General features: G+C 68.2%; 14 protein-coding genes. 4 read left to right on the top strand and 10 right to left on the bottom strand.

Translation table 11 applies throughout. From position 1 onward, the window contains the following. Nucleotides 1–59: 59 nt before the first annotated feature. Nucleotides 60–662, bottom strand: a complete 603-nt coding sequence (locus tag OG326_RS29015) for a TetR/AcrR family transcriptional regulator (protein ID WP_327140304.1) — start codon at nucleotides 660–662, stop codon at nucleotides 60–62. 148 nt (nucleotides 663–810) lie between these two features. Here OG326_RS29015 and OG326_RS29010 point away from each other — a divergent pair, with 148 nt between their 5' ends. The 3 genes from OG326_RS29010 (at nucleotide 811) to OG326_RS29000 (ending at nucleotide 5460) form a co-directional block, all read left to right on the top strand. After that, nucleotides 811–1662 (top strand): alpha/beta fold hydrolase, encoded by an 852-nt coding sequence (locus OG326_RS29010; protein ID WP_327140303.1) that lies wholly within the window; start codon nucleotides 811–813, stop codon nucleotides 1660–1662. After that, nucleotides 1659–4040 carry a beta-glucosidase gene (locus OG326_RS29005; RefSeq protein WP_327140302.1) on the top strand — a complete coding sequence of 794 codons (2382 nt, stop codon included), beginning with the start codon at nucleotides 1659–1661 and terminating at the stop codon, nucleotides 4038–4040. The genes OG326_RS29010 and OG326_RS29005 overlap by 4 nt, the downstream gene beginning before the upstream one ends. A gap of 184 nt (nucleotides 4041–4224) precedes the next feature. Next, complete coding sequence (locus OG326_RS29000) at nucleotides 4225–5460, top strand: MFS transporter (protein WP_327140301.1); 1236 nt, start codon at nucleotides 4225–4227, stop codon at nucleotides 5458–5460. Here the strand turns inward: OG326_RS29000 and OG326_RS28995 are convergent. Then, complete coding sequence (locus OG326_RS28995; protein WP_327140300.1) at nucleotides 5379–5897, bottom strand: MarR family winged helix-turn-helix transcriptional regulator; 519 nt, start codon at nucleotides 5895–5897, stop codon at nucleotides 5379–5381. The genes OG326_RS29000 and OG326_RS28995 overlap by 82 nt on opposite strands. A gap of 88 nt (nucleotides 5898–5985) precedes the next feature. Between OG326_RS28995 and OG326_RS28990 the strand changes: the two genes are divergently transcribed. After that, complete coding sequence (locus OG326_RS28990) at nucleotides 5986–7551, top strand: MFS transporter (RefSeq protein WP_327140299.1); 1566 nt, start codon at nucleotides 5986–5988, stop codon at nucleotides 7549–7551. On the opposite strand, the gene OG326_RS28985 is transcribed toward OG326_RS28990, so the two are convergent. The 8 genes from OG326_RS28985 to OG326_RS28950 form a co-directional block, all read right to left on the bottom strand. Then, nucleotides 7525–8580, bottom strand: coding sequence for a phosphatidylinositol-specific phospholipase C (locus tag OG326_RS28985; RefSeq protein ID WP_327140298.1), 1056 nt, complete (start codon nucleotides 8578–8580; stop codon nucleotides 7525–7527). The two genes, OG326_RS28990 and OG326_RS28985, sit on opposite strands and share 27 nt — an antisense overlap. Nucleotides 8581–8665: 85 nt before the next feature. Beyond that, nucleotides 8666–9334 (bottom strand): FHA domain-containing protein, encoded by a 669-nt coding sequence (locus tag OG326_RS28980; protein ID WP_327140297.1) that lies wholly within the window; start codon nucleotides 9332–9334, stop codon nucleotides 8666–8668. Then, entirely contained in the window at nucleotides 9334–10626 is a 1293-nt protein-coding gene (locus tag OG326_RS28975; protein WP_327140296.1) for a vWA domain-containing protein, read from the bottom strand. The genes OG326_RS28980 and OG326_RS28975 overlap by 1 nt, the downstream gene beginning before the upstream one ends. Further along, nucleotides 10623–11741, bottom strand: coding sequence for a protein phosphatase 2C domain-containing protein (locus tag OG326_RS28970; protein ID WP_327140295.1), 1119 nt, complete (start codon nucleotides 11739–11741; stop codon nucleotides 10623–10625). The genes OG326_RS28975 and OG326_RS28970 overlap by 4 nt, the downstream gene beginning before the upstream one ends. Further along, the gene (locus OG326_RS28965) at nucleotides 11738–14116 is read right to left on the bottom strand and encodes a serine/threonine-protein kinase (protein WP_327140294.1); all 2379 of its coding nucleotides are present in this window, start codon (nucleotides 14114–14116) and stop codon (nucleotides 11738–11740) included. The genes OG326_RS28970 and OG326_RS28965 overlap by 4 nt, the downstream gene beginning before the upstream one ends. Continuing rightward, the gene (locus tag OG326_RS28960) at nucleotides 14113–15294 is read right to left on the bottom strand and encodes a hypothetical protein (protein ID WP_327140293.1); all 1182 of its coding nucleotides are present in this window, start codon (nucleotides 15292–15294) and stop codon (nucleotides 14113–14115) included. The genes OG326_RS28965 and OG326_RS28960 overlap by 4 nt, the downstream gene beginning before the upstream one ends. Nucleotides 15295–15300: 6 nt before the next feature. Continuing rightward, the gene (locus OG326_RS28955) at nucleotides 15301–16269 is read right to left on the bottom strand and encodes a glutamate ABC transporter substrate-binding protein (protein ID WP_327140292.1); all 969 of its coding nucleotides are present in this window, start codon (nucleotides 16267–16269) and stop codon (nucleotides 15301–15303) included. After that, complete coding sequence (locus OG326_RS28950) at nucleotides 16266–17540, bottom strand: hypothetical protein (RefSeq protein WP_327140291.1); 1275 nt, start codon at nucleotides 17538–17540, stop codon at nucleotides 16266–16268. Before OG326_RS28950 ends, OG326_RS28955 begins: the two co-directional genes overlap by 4 nt. Nucleotides 17541–17666 lie beyond the last annotated feature (126 nt).

Here is a 17666-nt window from a genome sequence, read left to right as displayed (position 1 = left end):
CTATAACGCGTTCTAGTTCATGATGCTATCGGAGGACACGGCCGGCAGGCAGGCGCGATTCAGGCCGATATGCGTTCGATGAGCCCGTCGACGTAGGCGCGGAACAGTTGCGCCATATCGACGCTGTCGGGCTCGAGCAGCCACTGCAATTGCAGGCCGTCCATCATGGCGAAGATCTGGCGCGCGACGGCCCGGGTATCGACCTCGGGGCGGATGGTGCCGTCGGTGATGCCGTCCTCGAGCGCGCCGGCGAGGTAGGTCTCGAAGGTGCGGTACCGGTTGACCACCCAGTCGCGCGCCGGATGGTCGGTGGTGACCGCCTCGCTGGTGACCACGGTGAAGAGCCGCACCAGCCCGGGTACGTGCATATTGTGTTCGACGAGCACGGCCAGTCGTTCCAGTGCGTCTTTGCCGCGAAGTTGCTGACTGAAGCCCAGGCGGTCGTAATCGAGGCGGTCGCGATAGTCGAGGACCGCGGCCAGCAGTGCCGCCTTGTTCGGGAAGTAGTGCAGCAGACCGGGTTGCGAGAGCCCGCAGCGCGCGGCGATCTCGGCGATCGAGGCGCCGTGATAGCCGTTGTCGGCGAAGGTCTTCAGGGCTTCGTCGATGATCTGCTCGCGGCGGTCCTCGCTCCGTCGGCGGCGTTGCGGGTGCGGGGCCATGAGCAGCGACACTAGTCGCGGCGTCGGGAGCTGCGACTTCGGGTCATATAACAAAACGGTCACAGTACCGAGTGAGTACTCGGTAGGTGGGTTATCCGCTGGCAGACTCGGGGCCAGCCGTACAGGGCCGTACGAGGAAGGACAGCCGATGACTCAGGGCACCGAAGCACCGATCGAATCGATCACGCTGCAGGGCGGGGCGGGCACGCTCGCCGGATGGCAGACCAACCCGCCGAGCGGCGCCGGCAACCGCGGCACGGTGGTGCTGGTGCCGGGCTTCACCGGCTCCAAGGAAGACTTCGAGTACATGCTCCCGCTGCTGGCCGCGGCGGGTTATCGCGCGGTCGCCTACGACCAGCGCGGGCAGTGGCAGTCGCAGGGCCCGGACGATATCGCCGGGTACACCATGGACGAGTTCACCGCCGACCTGCTCGCGGTGGTCGACCAGGTCTCCCCGGATGCCCCCGTCCACCTCGTGGGCCACTCCTTCGGCGGCTACGTCGCCCGCGTGGCGGTGGTCGCCCGCCCCGAGCGCTTCCGCAGTTTCACCCTGCTCGCCTCCGGGCCGTCCTCGGTCGAGGACATCAAGTTCCCGCCGCCGCAGGCCGTCGCGCAGATTGTGGAAAGCGCTGGGCAGGAAGCGATCTGGCAGCAGATGAGCGCCGCTATGACCGCAGCCGGGCAGCCACCGTCGCCGGAGCGCATGGAGTTCCTGCATCAACGCATTCTGCAGACCAAGAAGGCCAATATCCTCGGCATTCTCAAGAACATGGAGACGCCGCCACTCGCCGATGCCGCGACGCTGCGCGACGCCGGTGTGCCGCTGCTGGTCGCCTACGGCGACACGAACGACCTCTGGGACCCCAGCGTCCACGAGAAGTTCGCGCAGCAGTTGCAGGCTAGGACCGCGGTGTATCGCGGCTCCGGGCATGTGCCCAATGAGACCGTTCCCGATCAGGTGTCGGCGGATCTGGTGAACTTCTGGGAGGAACTGGCATGAACGACGTCATCGGCGACCTACTCGCCAAACTGGACCTGGCGGCCAAGGTCCGGCTCATCTCCGGCTCGGGCGTCTTCCGCTTCGCCGGTGATACGAGCATCGGCCTGGCCGAAATGCCGGTCTCGGACGGCCCGACCGGTGTGCGCGGTGAACTCTGGGATGAGCGCGACCCCTCGGTGAGTCTGCCCTCGGGTACCGCGCTGGCCGCGACCTGGGACCGCGAGCTGCTCGGCCGGATCGGCGGGCTCATTGCCGCCGAGGCCCGGCGCAAGGACGTCTACGCGGTGCTCGGGCCGACCATGAATCTGCACCGATCCCCGCTGGGCGGCAGGCATTTCGAATGTTTCTCCGAGGATCCCATGCTCACCGCCGAGATCGCGTCGGCCTATGTCGACGCGGTGCAGGCGCACGGTGTGAGCGCCTGCCCGAAGCACTATGTGGCCAATGACTCCGAGACCGAACGCTTCACGGCCGATGTCATTGCCGACGATCGCACGCTGCGCGAGCTGTACCTGTACCCGTTCGAGCGGGCGGTGCAGGCGGGCACCTGGATGATCATGGATTCCTACAACTCGGTCAACGGCACCACCATGACCGAGAACGCCCTGCTGGACGAGCCTTTGAAGGGCGAGTGGGGTTATGACGGTGTGGTGGTGTCGGACTGGACCGCGGTGCGCTCCACCGCCGGCGCCGCCCACGGCACCGATATCGCCATGCCCGGCCCGTGGGAGCTGTGGGGCGCGCCCCTGATCGAGGCGGTGCGCAAGGGTGAGGTCCCCGAGTCGGCCATCGACGAAAAGATCCGCCGCATACTGCGTTTCGCCATTCGTGTCGGTGCGCTGAACGGAACCCCGCAGCAGCCCCCGGCATTCACCGACGAGTCCGCCCAGCGCCTGGTGCGTGAGGCGGCGGCCCAGGCCATGGTGCTGGCCACCAATGACGGCACCCTGCCGCTGGGCAAGCCCGCCCAGGTCGCCCTGCTGGGCGCGGCCGCGACCGAGCCCCGCTTCATGGGCGGCGGTAGTGCCACAGTCATTCCGGCGCATACGACTTCGCCGCTGGAGGGCCTGTCCGCGGTGCTGCCGGTGCGGTACACGCCGGGTGTGCACCTCAACGACCATCTGATCGCGGTCCCGCTGGATCTGGTCACCGATCCCGAGACCGGCACGCCGGGTCTGTCGCTGCGCTACCTCGACGGTGATTCGGTCCTGGATACCGAGCATCGCACCGCGGGCGGGCTGATGCTCTTCGGCAATGCGAATGCCATGGTGGCCAAGTCCTTCGAACTGCGCGGCACGCTGCGCGTCGATACGGCGGGGGAGTGGCGGATCGGTTTCGCCGGTGTGGGCACGCTGCGCCTGGATATCGACGGCGAGACCGTGCTCACCGAGACCGTCATGCCCGACGGCGCCGATCCGGTGGAGATGCTGCTGAATCCGCCGCAGCGCTGGGTGACTCGCACGCTGGCCGAGGGTGATGAGCTCGAGGTGCTCATCGAGCTGGCCCCGGTGCTGGATTCGGGTCTGCCCGCCATGGGCCTGACCTTCGCGGTCGGCCGCCCGCGCCGCGCCGCCGACGAAGAGTTCGCCGCCGCAGTGGAATTGGCCCGCAGCTCCGAGGTCGCGGTGGTCGTGGTCGGTACCACCGAGCAGATCGAGTCCGAGGGTTTCGACCGCAAGGATCTGCGCCTGCCCGGCCGTCAGGACGAACTGGTGGCCGCGGTCGCCGCGGTGAATCCGCGCACCATCGTGGTGGTGAATTCCGGTTCGCCCGTGGAGATGCCGTGGCGCGACGATGTCGCCGCCGTGCTGCTGACCTGGTTCCCCGGCCAGGAATTCGGTGCGGCCCTGGCCGATGTGCTCACCGGTGCGGCCGAACCCGGCGGTCGCCTGCCCACCACCTGGCCCAAGGTCCTGGCCGATGTGCCGGTGGTCGATACCAAGCCCGCCGCCGACAACTCGCTGCCCTACACCGAGGGCATCCACATCGGTTACCGCGCCTGGCTGAAATCCGGTGTGGCACCGGCCTATCCGTTCGGGCACGGCCTCGGCTACACCACCTGGGAGCTGTCGGAGGTGACCGTGAGCGGTCACACCGCGACGGTCACCGTCCGCAATACCGGTGAGCGGACCGGCCGCCAGGTGGTGCAGGCCTACCTGTCCCGCGCGGACAGCGCCGTGGATCGCCCGGTGCGCTGGCTCTCCGGCTTCGACCTCGTCGAGGCCGCCGCCGGTGAAACCGTCACCGCCACCATCGATCTGCCGCAGCGTTCGTTCCAGCACTGGACCGATCAGGGCTGGGCCGTCGAACCCGGCGCCTTCACCCTGCATATCGGCACCTCGGTCGAAGACCTGCCCCTCACCGCCCAGATCGCCTGATCACCGGTTCCGGGCCCGCCACCCGCGGGCCCGGAACCGTCCCGTCATCCCGGCATGCTTCTGGCCGGGATCCACCGCACCCGCTGGACCACAGTCGGGTATGGATCCCGGCCACAAGCGCGCCGGGGCGACGGGGAGCCGCGCACTATTTATCCACTTTCACTCGCACACTTTGGATTTCACCGTGGCTCACTCTGACGCCGATGTCTCCCTCGGCGGCAATTCCGCTCCCGCCGGCACGCCCACCCGTGGTCTGCTGCCCCTGCTGTTTCTCGGCAATGCGGCCATGTACGCGATGTACTCCGGCGTCGGCGGTGTGCTGCTGCCGCTGCAGGTCGAACATATCGACGCGGCCGACAAGGTCGCCAATCTCGGTCTGGTAGCGGGTATTTCGGCGATCTTCGCCACGATCTTCAACCCGGTCGCGGGCGCGCTGTCGGACCGGTCCGGGCGGCGCAATCCCTGGATTCTCGGTGGCGGTCTGGCCGCGATCGCGGCCATGGCGCTGCTCGGCAGTGTGAATACCGTGCTGCTGGTGACCCTCGCCTGGTGTGTGGGCCAGGCGGTCATGAACATCTATCAGGCGGCCATCACCTCGGTGGTCCCGGACCGGGTGCCGCTGGCACGCCGCGGGATCGCCTCTGCGGCAGTGGGTCTGGGCCTGCCGTTCGGAACAGTGGTCGGTGTCGGGCTGGCCTCGGCCTTCAGCTACCGCACCGGCTACCTCGTGCTCGGCGTGTTCGTCGCGGCGGCCGCCGTCATCTTCACCGCCGGCGCCCGTGAACAGCGCATGCCTGCCAAAAAAGCGGCGTCCCTACGCGATCAGGGCCGCGCCTTCCTGAGCGTCTTGCGCGAGCACGACTTCCGCTGGGCCTTCATCGGCCGCTTCCTGCTGGTCCTCGGCTATTTCTCGGTCGTCGGCTACCAGCTCTACATCCTGCAGGACCATATCTCCCTGCCCGGTGATCTGAAGCCGTCGACGGCGGTGGCGGTGCTGACGGGCATTTCCGCTGTGGGCATGACGATTTCGACGGTCGTCGGTGGTGTGCTCTCCGACCGTTTCAACCGCCGCAAGCTCTTTGTCGGGCTCTCTGCGGGCATTGCGGCGGCCGCGCAGCTGATCCCGGTCATTACCCCGACCTGGCCCGGCATGCTGGCCTTCGCGGCCGTCAATGGTGTGGCGTTCGGCTGCTATATGGCGGTCGATACCGCCCTGGTCACCATGGTGCTGCCGAAGGCGGAGGACGCCGCCCGCGATATGGGCGTGCTGAATATCGCGAACGCCGCCCCGCAGATCCTCGGCCCCTTCGTCGCCTCGGCCGTGGTCAGCCTGGGCGGCTACGCCCCGCTCTTCCTCTTCGGCGGTGTGCTGTCGGTGCTCGGCGCGCTCGCCGTCGCACCCATTCGCTCGGTGCGCTGACCGGATTCAGCGCAGGCCTCGGCGAGACCCGCCAGCCAGTCGCGAATCGATGCCTGCTGTTCGGGCGTGAACCGCGCCTCCAGCTCGGACTCTCGCGCGGCGACCGCGATACGCGCCGCTGCCAACCGTTTTCGCCCGGATTCGGTGACATGGATCTGGTGGGTGCGCCGATCGGTGGGATGCGGGCTGCGTTCGATCAGGCCCTCCGCTTCCAGTCCGCCGAGCATTTCATTGGCGGCCTGCCGGGAGCTGGCCACCTCGCGGGCAATGTCGGCGACCGAGAGCCCGGGATGCGAATCGGTCATCATCAGCGTCGCATACTGCGAGGTCGAGAGCCCGAAAGCCTTGAGCTCCTCACCGATTGCCGCGCGCATGGTCAGCCAGACCGTGCGGACCATGAAGGTCAGGGAACCGCCCTCGCCGCTATACGAACCCACCGTCCAGCCTTCCCTAGAGATTGACAGGTTCCTGACGATTCTGCATTCTTAGATCGTCAGGTTCCTACCAATCGTACCGAAGGTGCCCATGACTACGCCTGCGACGCTGCCGAAATCCCGGCAGCGGCTGATTCTCGCCGTACTCCTGCTCTCGTCATTCCTGATCTGGATGGACAACACCATCCTCGGCATCACCGCCGAAACCCTCGCCGACCCGGTCCGCGGCCTCGGCGCCACCCTGTCCCAACTGCAATGGGCCACCGGCTCCTACACCCTGGTCTTCGCCGCCCTGATGTTCACCGCGGGCGCGCTCGGTGACCGCTTCGGTCACCGGACCGTGCTGGCCACCGGGATGGCGACCTTCGCGGCCGCCTCGGTGTGGGCGGCCTTCGCCGGCGATGCCGGAGAGCTGATCGCCGCGCGCGCCGCCATGGGCGTGGGCAGCGCGATGATCATGCCCGCCACCATGGCCATCCTCACCTGGACCTTCACCGGTCCCGCGCGCAATACCGCCATCGGCATCTCCTCGGCCTCCGCCGGTGTCGGACTGGCCGCGGGCCCCCTGATCGCCGGAGTACTCCTCGACCACTTCTGGTGGGGCTCGGTCTTTCTCGTCAATGTCCCGGCCGTGGCGCTGGCCCTGATCGGAATCATCGCCCTGGTCCCGCAATTCCGCAGCCCCACCACACGCCCGCTCGATCCCGCCGGATTCGTCCTATCGATCAGCGGCCTCGGCGCACTGGCCTACGGACTGATCCGAGCGGGGCAGGTGGCCTCCTGGACCCCGCTCGATGTATGGGCGCCGATCGCCTCCGGAGCGGCGCTGCTGACTGCCTTCGTGACGGTCGAATTGCGTATGCGGCAGCCCAGTTTCGATCCCCGGCTGCTGGCGGGCCGGATCTTCGGCGGCGGCAATGCGGCCCTGGGCCTGCTGCTGTTCGCCATGACCGCCGCCGGTTTCTACGGCGCGTTCTATCTGCAAGGCGCACGGGGCTTTTCACCACTGGAAGCCGGCCTGGCCAGCTCTCCGGCCGCCTTCGGCGCGATGATCGGCGGCCCGCTCGGCATTCGCCTGGTGCGCCGCTGGACGATTCGCCCGGTGACCGCGACGGCCGTGACCGTCGCGGCGCTGGCCATGGGTAGTTTCGCCCTGTTCGGACTGCATACCCCGCTGGTGTGGAACGAGATAGTGCTTGCGGTGCAGGGTATTTCGATCGGCATCGTCATGGGTTCGGTCACCGCCGCCCTGATGAACACCCTCCCGCTGGAACGCGTCGGCGCCGGATCCGCGGTCACCAATACCGTGCGCCAGACCGGTAGCGTGCTCGGAATCGCGGTGGGCGGCACCATCATGTCCATCACCTACCGCCGCGCCATCGACGGTTCGCTGCAGGACGTGCCCGGCCCGGTGCGCGATCAGGCCCGGGTGTCCGCCGAACAGGCCCGGCATATCGCCGCCACCCTCGGGCGGCCCGAACTCGCTCATGCCGCCGATGACGCCTTCATCCATGCCATGCATGTCGGTTCGCTCTGGACCATGGTGATCGCACTCGCCGGAGCAGCCGTGCTGGCAATCACCATGCGCCCCACGCGAACTCCCGCCACACCGGCCCCGGAGCCGGTGCGGTCAGAGGAAGTTCTTCTCCAGCAGTAGTCCGAGCACATTCGGGAACAGGTCCGGAAAGTCCATGGGGACAATGCCGAAGTGACCGGCCTGGGTGCGGTGCGCGGTCAGATAGCGCTCCACCTGCGGCATGATCGCATCGGCATTGTCCCTGGGCCACGCATTATCGGAATAGCTGGTGAAGTTGATGTACATCAGCGAGTTGTTGCTGTCGGCGGCCGCCTTGTCGAAGCAGCTGCTGACATAGGAGAACTTGTCGCCGCCGGAGGACCCGACATCGGCGGAGCCGGTGCCGCCGATCGTCTTGCCGCCGCCGAATGATCCTGTCCCACCGGCGGATCCGGAATCGATACCCATCAGGCCGTTGGCCGTGTAGTGGTCCTGAAGGTAGAAGTAGCTGTTCGACAGATTCCCATTGTCGCCGCTGGGCCACTGCAGCACGGGCAGCTGATTGGCGAACTGCGCGATCAGCACGATCCGCCCGCGCGCCTCACCGAGAGTCGGCACGTGGGCGCCGATCCAGAACAGCGGCCGGTACCCCTTGGCATCGAGATAGCCGTCGAAGATCTGCTCGAAGTTGCCCCCGACGTCATTGTCGGTGCCGTCCTCCTTCTTGACCCGCATGACGATGACCTCACCGGGATTGCGGGCCAGGAAGTTTCGGCAGGCGTCGAGCACCCCGTCGAAGGTGATGCCCTGGTACGCCGACGAGTGGTACACCCCGAACGAATCACCCATATGGTCCTGCAGGCCGTTGAGGCGCATATCGAGGAAGCGAATGCCCTGCTGGAATTGATCGGCGAGAGCCCAGTTCTGGGTCTGGGCCCAGGGCGTGCCGTGCAGCGCGCTATTGCAGCAGGAATCGTGGGTGCCCGGAATCGTCAGCCGCAGTAGTGAAGTGCTGTCGGGCAGTGCGCCCATCCAGGCCTGCGGGGCGCCCACGCTGCGCCGCAGTGGCGACGGTATGGCTCCGGCTCCGGGGGCGGTCAGCCCGGCCACGGCGGCTCCGGCGGTGGCGGCCACGGCGGTGCGCACGAATTCTCGGCGAGTCAGTCTCATCAGGTCCCTCGTTCTGCATGCCCGGAATGCGAGCATGCGTATCGAGCGGGGAGCCTAACTTGGACAAGAGACCAAGATCGTCGGTTTAGTGAATTTCCCTGGTGAGAGTGATGGTTGTCCAGCCGCCCACATGGATTCGGTCACCCGGCTGCACCGGGACGGGGGTTTTGGCGGTGATCGGGGTCGCACTGTCGTTCATGCAGGTGCCATTGGTCGATCCGAGGTCGGTCACCGTGACCGTCTCCCCGTTCAGGTGCAGCAGGGCGTGCGAGCGCGAGACCGCGATATCGGCGGGGGCGATCGCCAGATCGATCTCCGGATACAACCCCTGCGTGGTGCTGTGCTTGCCGATGAGAATATCCCTGCCGTGCAGCGGGATTCGGCGCTCGGGGTAGTAGTCCGGGAAGTCCACCCGATCGACATCGGGGCCGTTCTGGGCGAGCATGCGGTTGTAATGCGCGAGGTCCGCGGTGACGATGGCGACCCAGATCGTCGCCGTGCCACCGGGATCGGCCTCCGGCACTGCGGGGTTCACCGTCGTCGCGGCCTGTGCCACCGGTGCGGGCAGCGCCGAATCGTGGCCGCAGTCCTCACAGAACCGGCCGTCGATGGCCGCCCCGCAGGCCGGACACCGGCCGAGTTGCGTGGTGGCGGCCGCGCTTTCGGCCGCCGGTGCGGCACCTGTCAGTGGCGACCCGCACACATCGCAGTAGTCGGTCGCCGTCGAGGCATGTCCTTCGGGGCAGGTCGCCATTACGAACCGCTCTCCTTGCGAACGCGCGCGGTCTTGCTCGAACGCACATCCAGGGCGATCTCGTCGGCCGCGTCGATATGAGCCCGCAGCCGGACCGTCCCGGTCCGATCATCCACCTCGACAACGGCTTTGAGCAGTTTCGCGGTGTTCTCGTTGCCGGACTCGTTGGCCAGCTGCACGGCCCGCTGCAGTTTGGCGGTGGCGGTGGCCAGATCGCCCACCTTGCGCGCCGTCAGGCCCTCCTGCACGGCCTCGGCCAGCTCGGCCTGGCCGGTGTAGTGGGCCACCCGCCGGCTGATGCGCGCGGAGAGATCGGTATCAGTGGTCCATGCCGCCTTCACCAGTCCCTGCCCCAGCACCTCGCCCTCGGCCACGAGACTGATTCGGGCAGCAAGTTTTTCGCGTCCCGGCGGTGCGGGCTCCAACTCGATCTGCAGGTGATATTCGCGCTCCTCGGCGCCCCAGGCCCCCAGCGGGTACTCCCCGATCTGGGCGGAGGTCTCGGTGCGGCGCGCGGTGAAGTCCGTGATCGACGGATCCACCTGTTTGACCATGCGCACCGCCGCCCCGACCGGTGTCCACACCCGCAGTGTGAGTTCCGGAATGGCCTTCGCCATGGAGGTCTGCATCATCTCGGCGAAATCGGCGGCCAGCAGATCCGGCGTCCGCACCACATCGAGCGTGCCGTGCAGCGCCCCCGCGATGGCCCGCAGTTCGTTCGGCTCCCAATCGGCGCCGACACCGCGGCAGTCGCAGGTGAACAACCCCTCCGAGGCTTTGATCTCCGCGGCGAGCTGCTGCGGCTTCTCGTGTTCGTTGCGGCCGTCGGTGAGCAGGATGGCGTGCGCCATGGCGCTCGGATGCCGCTGCGCGATCATGCGCGCGAGTCCGAGCCAGGTGCCCATGGCGGTGCCGCCGTGCGGCTTCAACCTGTCCAGCGCGTGCCGGGCCTCGGTGCGAGACCTGTTGTCGGCCACCGCGGTAGCGCCGTCGCGGGGATAGACGACCTCGGCCTTGTCTGTGCCCTCGACAATCGCGAACCGGGTACCGTCGGCGATGACCTGCAGTGCCGCCAGGGTGGCATTGCGCGCGCCCGCGAACTTGTCGCCCGCGCCCATGGAGCCGGAGCAATCGATGATCAGGATCTCGACCCGCTCGGCCGGGGGAGCGGCGACCATCAGCTCATCGGTGGTCTCGACCGAGATGACGGCGTCCACCGTGCGCACGCCCTCGGCCAGATACGGGTTCTGATCGACGCTGATCGAAATGCCTGTGACGGCAGGGGAACTCATGGTGCTTCTCCTGGTTGCTCGGAGAACGGAACGGGAACGAGCGCGACGGTGATGTTGTCCTTGCCGCCGGCGGCCAGCGCGTAGTCGACGAGAGCGCGCGCGGCGGGCATGGGTGCGTCGGCGGTGGCGATCGCGGCCAGCGCCGGGGATTCGGGCAGATAGTTCCAGAGTCCGTCGCTGCAGATCAGCAGGACGCCGGGTGCGCGGGCGTGCAGTGTCCGCACACAGTGGTCCGACCACGGCCGGGGTTCGCCGTCCGCGCCGAGCCAGCGGGTCAGCACGTGGGCGTGCGGGCTGTCCATGGCGCTGTCCGGGTCCATGGCGCCGGTATTGACCATTTCCTGGGCGAGGGAATCGTCCAGAGTGAGGCGCTGTGAGCCGTCCGGATCCGCCTGCAGCCAATAGGCCCGGCTGTCACCGACATTCGCGACGGTGAGATGCGCGCCGCCGGATTCGTCGAACTGCACCACCGCCCCGACATAGGTGCACGACGGGGACCGTCCGTCGGTGCCGATATCGCGGACGGCCTGCGCCGCCTCGCTCAATCCGGCCATGACGCTGTCCTCGGCGGAACTGCCCGCGGCCAGGGCCGTCAGGCAGGCGTCGACCCCGGTGCGCACCGCCGCGCCCGAAGCGGCCTGCGGATCCTCGGAGGTCGAGACCCCGTCGCAAACCGCGATGATCAGGGCCGGCGGTGTGCCGGGATTGGAACTCTCCAGCACGGCCACGGCGACAGCATCCTCGTTGTGCGCGTGCACGTTTCCGCGATCGGTGACCAGCGCGACCCCGCCGAGATCGGCCTCGAACCGATCGTGTTCCGGACCGCGCTGCCCGCAGACCAGGCAGAAACCGTCGGCGTCGAAATTCTCACCGCCGCACCCCTGGCACGCCGGCGCCGCCTCCGAGTCGTAGGTCAGCGTGGTGCCGGTGTAGCGCTGCACGGTGGCGACGGCGGGCCGGACCAGCATCGTCGGACGCGTATTGTCGCTGTTCGCCGTCGGTGCGGCGGTCGGCGGCAGAGCGATGCGCTGGATCCCGAGCTGTCGCCCGCATTCCTCGCAGAAACGATCGCTCACCGCGGCGAAGGTGCCGCACGCCGGGCAGCGGGCGGTCACAGCGTGGTCCTCGGGCGAATGGTGTTGGCCTGCTCCACGAGGGCGATGCGCTCCCACATGTCGTCGGTGTCGTGCGCGAGATCGCGATAGCAGCGTTCCAAACCGGTACGCACCCCCTGTAGATCGAGTGTCACCCCCAGCAGCGGGGAGTGATCGGTGGGTACGCGTCCCAGATGCAGCCAGTGCAGCGCCGCCTCGAGTACGCGCAGCCGGGCCTGTGCGGCCCGGCGTCGGGAATCCAGGGTGAGCCGTTCGATCCGCCCGCCGGCATCGCGTAGCAGGTGTTCGGTGAGCTCGCCCGGGCGTTCCACGCTCAGCAGCGTATCCACGGCCGCCACACCCGCTTCGGTGTGCACCGCCGAAGCCGGGTCCACCTGATCGAGTACGGCGACCGCGCCGTCGCGGTCGCGGGCCGAACGCCGCAACCGCGCCAGCCCGAACGCGGCGCTGGTGTAGGAGTGATCGGTGCGCCACACCAACTCGTAATACCGTGTGGCGCTGCGCAGTGCGGGCTCCGGATCCGGTTCGTCACCGTCGCGGGCCAGGAGCTCCGAGGTGACGGCCAGGGCCAGTTTGGGGGCCGGATCGCCGGGCAGCGCGGTGTAGAGCGCATCGAATTCCGCTGCGGCCGCGAACCAATTGCGGCGCAGCAGCATGGCCTGGCCACGGAACCAGATCAGTCGCCAATCGCCTTCGAGGGTCTGCTCCAGCGTGTCGATCCGGCGCAGGGCGTCGGTGGCGTCACCGAATTCCAGTGCGGCGCGGATCAATCGGAGCGGAATCTCCACCGATTCGTCCTTGCCGGTCACCACCGAGAGCAGTCCCGCGGTCAGTTCGCGTTCCAGATCCGCCGGGGTGACCGCGCTGGTGCTCGCCAGCAGCGCGGCCCCGCTGTCGTTGGGGTCGATCATCGGAACCGGCAGTGCCGCAATGAGTCTGCCGGGATCATCCGGCAGCGCATCGCCGATGCCGAAGACCCCGCGCGGCGGTCCGAAGCGGGCGGACAATCCCGGCCGGGCGCGCCCGTCGTCGATCGAGAGCACCTCCCGCAGCACACCGGTGAGCTGATCGGTCATCTCGTCGGTGCCGCTGAAACGCTCCCGCGGATCGGGATGTGTTGCGCGCAGCAGGAATCGGTACAGCGATTCGTATCGCGCCAGCAGCGGCTCGGTCTCGGGGGTCGGCAGCGGGCCCAGCTGCCCGTTCTCCTGCGGGACCTTGAGCAGCAGCACCGCCAGGGTGCGGCCCACGGTGTAGACCTCGGAGGCGATGGTCGGCCCGGTCTCGGCGATCTCCGGCGCCTGATAGCCGGGTGTGCCGTAGATGGCGCTGTGCTCATCGCTCATGGCGATGACCGCACCCAGATCGATGAGCTTGAGTTGCTCCTCGGTCTGCATCACATTGTCGGGCTTGAAATCGCAGTAGGCCAGCCCGCGCGAATGCAGATAGCCCAGTGGCGGCAGCATTTCCAGGACGTAGGCGATGGCCTGTGCGGCGGGCAGCCATACGCCCTCCGCCTCGCGGCGCCGGCGCAGCAGCTGTTTGAGCGAGGTGCCGCCGACGTACTCCATGACGATGTACCCGGCCGGCTCACCGTCCGCGCCGATATCCTCGGCGAAGTTGTAGATGCGCACGATATTCGGATGATCGACCTGCGACAGGAAGCGCCGCTCGGCCACCGCCGCCCGCATGGCATCCGCGTCACCGGTATTGAGCAGACCCTTGAGGACCACCGGCCGCCCGTTGACCTTGTGATCGAGCGCCAGATAGATCCAGCCGAGCCCGCCGTGCGCCAGCGGCCCCAGCACCTCGTACTGCCCGCCCACCACATCGCCGCGAACCAGCTTGGGCGTGAAGGAGAATCGGGTGCGGCAGTGCCCGCAGAAGCCCTCGCTGCGCCCGGGCTGATCGCCCCTGCTGCGCCCGACCGGCCGATCGCACTTCCCGCAGAACCGCTGCTGCTCCGGCACCACCGGATCGGCCATGACCGCCGCGGACGGATCGATCGGCGCGACCGGCGGCACCGTGACCATGCCCGCGCCGAGCCGTCCGCGCGTCCCGCCGGAGGAACCCGTCCCGGTCCGCACCGAGCGGACGCTGCCGCGCCGCGATCCGCCGACCGAAAAGGATTGGGAGCCCGCGACACTCCGGCTGCTCTGCGCGCCGGATACGAGCGTGGCCGCGGCGCTCGGCGCGGTACCGCAGATTTCGCAGTAGCCGTCGGAGACCGTGCCGCCGCACCCGGGTTCGGCGCACTGCAGCGGCCCATCGGGCACGTTCGGCGACAGCTCGCCGCCGCGCGCCGGTGCGGTGCCGCACACCGTGCAGTAACCGTCCTCAATCGTTCCTGTGCAGCCGGTTTCGGTGCAGTTCACGGTCGTCTCCCCGATTTCTGAGCGATGAGCTGCCGGTAGTCGGTAATGGCCCGGGTGACGGCGGCCAGATCGCACGGCTTGCGGGTCAGCAGTCCGGCGGCAATCCGATTCGAGGCCAGGACCTCCCGCTCCTCGCTGACACCCAGGCGCGCGGCCTTGGCGCTGTAGGCCTCCAGCCGGCCCCGCAGTTCGGCCCGGCGATCGAGCAGACCCTGGGCCAGCTGCTCGGACTCGGCGGCGGTGGTCAGCGCGGCGGCAATGCGGCCGCGCAATTCCCAGAGCGCGGTGGGATCGCCCGCAGCGGTCGCCAGTGCGGACAATTGCGCATCGAAGACCGCGCTGTTGTCGGGAGGTTCGGGCAGCGGTCCGGTGAGTATGGTGCGCTGCACCGCGATGCGGGCCGACCGCGCCCGCTCGTAGGTCGTGCGCAGTGTCTCCACCTGCGTGCGCATACGCGTAATCGTCCCATCCCGGTCCGCGGCCATGGCGGCCAGCTCACGGCGCAGCACCTCCGCATCCCGCATGCGGCGGGTGATCTCGGCGAGCCGGCGATCGATCTCGGCCGGGGTCAGGGTCAGTGGATCGGCGGTCGCCCGGGTACTGAGATCATCGATATCGGCTGCGAGGGAACGCAATTCGGGTATGCCGGTGCCGATCCGCCCCAGCTCCGTCCGTACCGGCGCGATATCGGTCATGACCCGGCTGTTCACCGCGTCGACCGCGTCGAGCACCTCGACGATCTGTGCGAAGGCGGCCCGCATCCGCGTCACCAGTTCGGTGAACCCGATGTGCACCACCTGCTCGCGCGGCCCGATCAAGGTCCGCTGCGCCAGCGGAATCGTGGTGCGCGCCACCTCCATCGGCTGTCCGCGCAAGAGCACGGTGAGCTCCTCGCGGTCGAGCGCGTCGAGCCTGCGGCGGGTGCGCGCGGCATGCGCCTGATCGAGAATCGTGCGCAGGCGGCCGAAGTCCTCCCACATCAGGTCCAGCGCGTCCTGCGCGGGCGCCCAGCGCTGGGCGGTGACCCCGGTGGGCGGGAAGCGGCGCAGCAGCACCAGCCCGGGATGCTTGTCCAGGTCATACAGAGTGGAGGCGATGGCGTCGATTTCGCGTTCCCGCGAGGCGATATCGCGGTCGATTTCGGCGACGGAGAGAATATGCGGGGGATTCTCGGTCATGGCCGCTCACCCGATATAGCGGGGTGCGGGCGGTCCGGGCGTGGGGCCGAGCGCGCCCAATTCATTGTTGTAGAGGCGCTGCCAGGTCCCGTCACCGCGGATCCGTTCGAGCACCCCGTTGACGAAGCGCACCAGATCCTTCGTCTCCTGCTGCACGCCGACAGCGTAGGGGTCCTGCGCCAGCGCGTCGCCGACCATCTGCAGATTCGGATCCTGCTGCTTGAGGCCGTAGAGGATCGGGGTATCGGTGCTGGCCGCGTCCACCTGCCCCTGCTGCAGGGCGGTGAGGCAGTCGAGCCAATTGCTCATACCGATCACTGTCGGCCGTTGCGGGAGCGCGAGGATCGGATTGAGCGTAATCGTGCCGACAACGCCGCAGACCTTCTTGCCGGCCAGATCCGCGGTGGACTTGATTCCGGAGTTGTTCGGCACCAGCAGCCGCTGATCGGAAACGAAGTAGGCGGAGGAGAATTCGATGCTCTGCCGGCGTTCGCAGGTCGGGGTGAGGGTCTCCACCACGATATCGACCTGCTTGCCCTGCAGTGCGGTGAGGCGGTGCGCGGAGTCGAGCGGATGCAGTTCGATACGGGCCGGGTCGCCGAAGATGTCGCGGGCGATCTCGCGCGCGATATCGATATCGAAGCCCTCGATCTGACCGTCGGCCGGATTGCGGTAGCCGAACAGGAAGGAGTTCTGGTCCACGCCGACGCGCAGTGTCCCGCGCTTGAGGATGGCCGCCATGGTGGATCCGTCCGGCATCTCACCGGGACGCGGTGGCGCGCCCGGGCGCAGACTCGCATTGGCATCGCAGGTATCGCTGCCGCGCTGGGGCGCACTGGTGATTTGGGTGGCCCCCGGCGGGAGCAGTGTCTCGGCGGGCAACTGCATGGGCTGAGAACTCGGGGCGTGCGCGCTGCAGGAGGTGACCAGCAGCGCGGCGCCGGCCATCAGCAGCATTCGAAAGCGCGTGCTCACAGGAACTCCTGTAGTCGCGGCCAGACGCCGACGACGATGGCGACGGCCGCGGCGAGCAGCAGGACCAGGGTGCCGAACGGGCTCAGGGTGAAGGCATCGCCGGCGGCGTCCACATCGTCGCGCACCTGCTGACGCGTCCGGTCGAGTTCGGCGCGCAGCGAATCGTCGAGTGCGGCGAAGCGGAAGGCGGACCCGTCCGCATCGGTGCCGATGGCCTGGCGCACCGCGCCGTTGTAATCATTGTTCCGATTCGAGGCGAGCTGGGCGCGATGGCCGGCCTGCCAGCTGGAGAAGGCCTGTGGCGCAGCCGATTGCGGGGCGACGACGGTCAGCAGCTGATTCTGCAACTGCGTGGTCTCGGCGGTGAAGATGTCCTCGCTGGCATCGACATCACTGCGGGTGATGAGCTGCATCGTCTCCTCGGTTCGCGCCTGCTGCGCGAGAATCCGTGCCCGCGAGAGGGTTTCGAATCGCACGGTGGCCCCCGCGGGTCCGGTGTCGATGACGCCGGTCGCGGCGATGCTCGCGGCGCCGATCCACAGCAGCGCCAGCACGGTCGCGCCCGCGGCGATGGTCACGCCGAGATTGAACCGGCGGTTGGTGCGGCGCAGCAGCACCACCGATCCGGCGATGAGCGCGATCAGCAGCACCAGCAGCACCGCGACGCTCAGCAGTGGCAGCGCGGAGATATCGCGCTGGTCCGCGCGCAGCTGACCGAGCCGATTCTGTTCCAGCTTCTCGGCATTGGGCAGCACCGAATGCTGCATGAGCACCGACGCCTGCCGCAGATACGCCGAGCCCACCGGCAGCCCCTGGCGATTATTGGCCCGGGCGGCTTCCACGAGTCCGGTATAGGAGGGCAGCTCGGCGGCGATGGCGGCCACGATCTCCCGGGTCTGCACATCGGAGGCGCCGGTGGTGGCGTCCGCGAGCGCCGCCGCCGCGTCCGCCAGGGCCTGCCGGTATTGCGTGCGCACCCCGGGTGATTCGATGCCGCCGGAGAGAAAGGCCGTGGAGGCGGCCGCATCGGCCGCGGACAGCGCGACGTACAGACGCTGCGACGCATCGGCGAGCGGTTCGGTATGCCGCAGCACGGAATCACGCCGAGTCTGCTTCTCGCCCAGCTGATTCACGCACACCAGACCAGCGACCAGCGAAACCAGGACGAGTCCGGCGACCACCGCACTCAGAACGCCCGGCGCGGTGCGCGCGAAACGTCGCGCCCATCCCGCGGCATTGCGGACGGTCGTCGATAGACGACTCCTGCGCACCCCTGCCCCCGTTCAACGGCTCATCTCCCCGTAGGGCGATGGTACGGGAGCTCGCCCGGTTGTGTCGATCGAGTTCCGACCAGTTGGAATTGCATTGCCGAGTCAAGCTTTTCGCATACTCGGCGA

Origin of the sequence: Nocardia sp. NBC_01327, from assembly GCF_035958815.1 — a bacterium.
In the GTDB taxonomy this organism is placed as follows: Bacteria; Actinomycetota; Actinomycetes; order Mycobacteriales; family Mycobacteriaceae; genus Nocardia.
The sequence above is the reverse complement of the archived record's forward strand: the minus strand, read 5'-3'. Positions and strand labels throughout refer to the sequence as shown.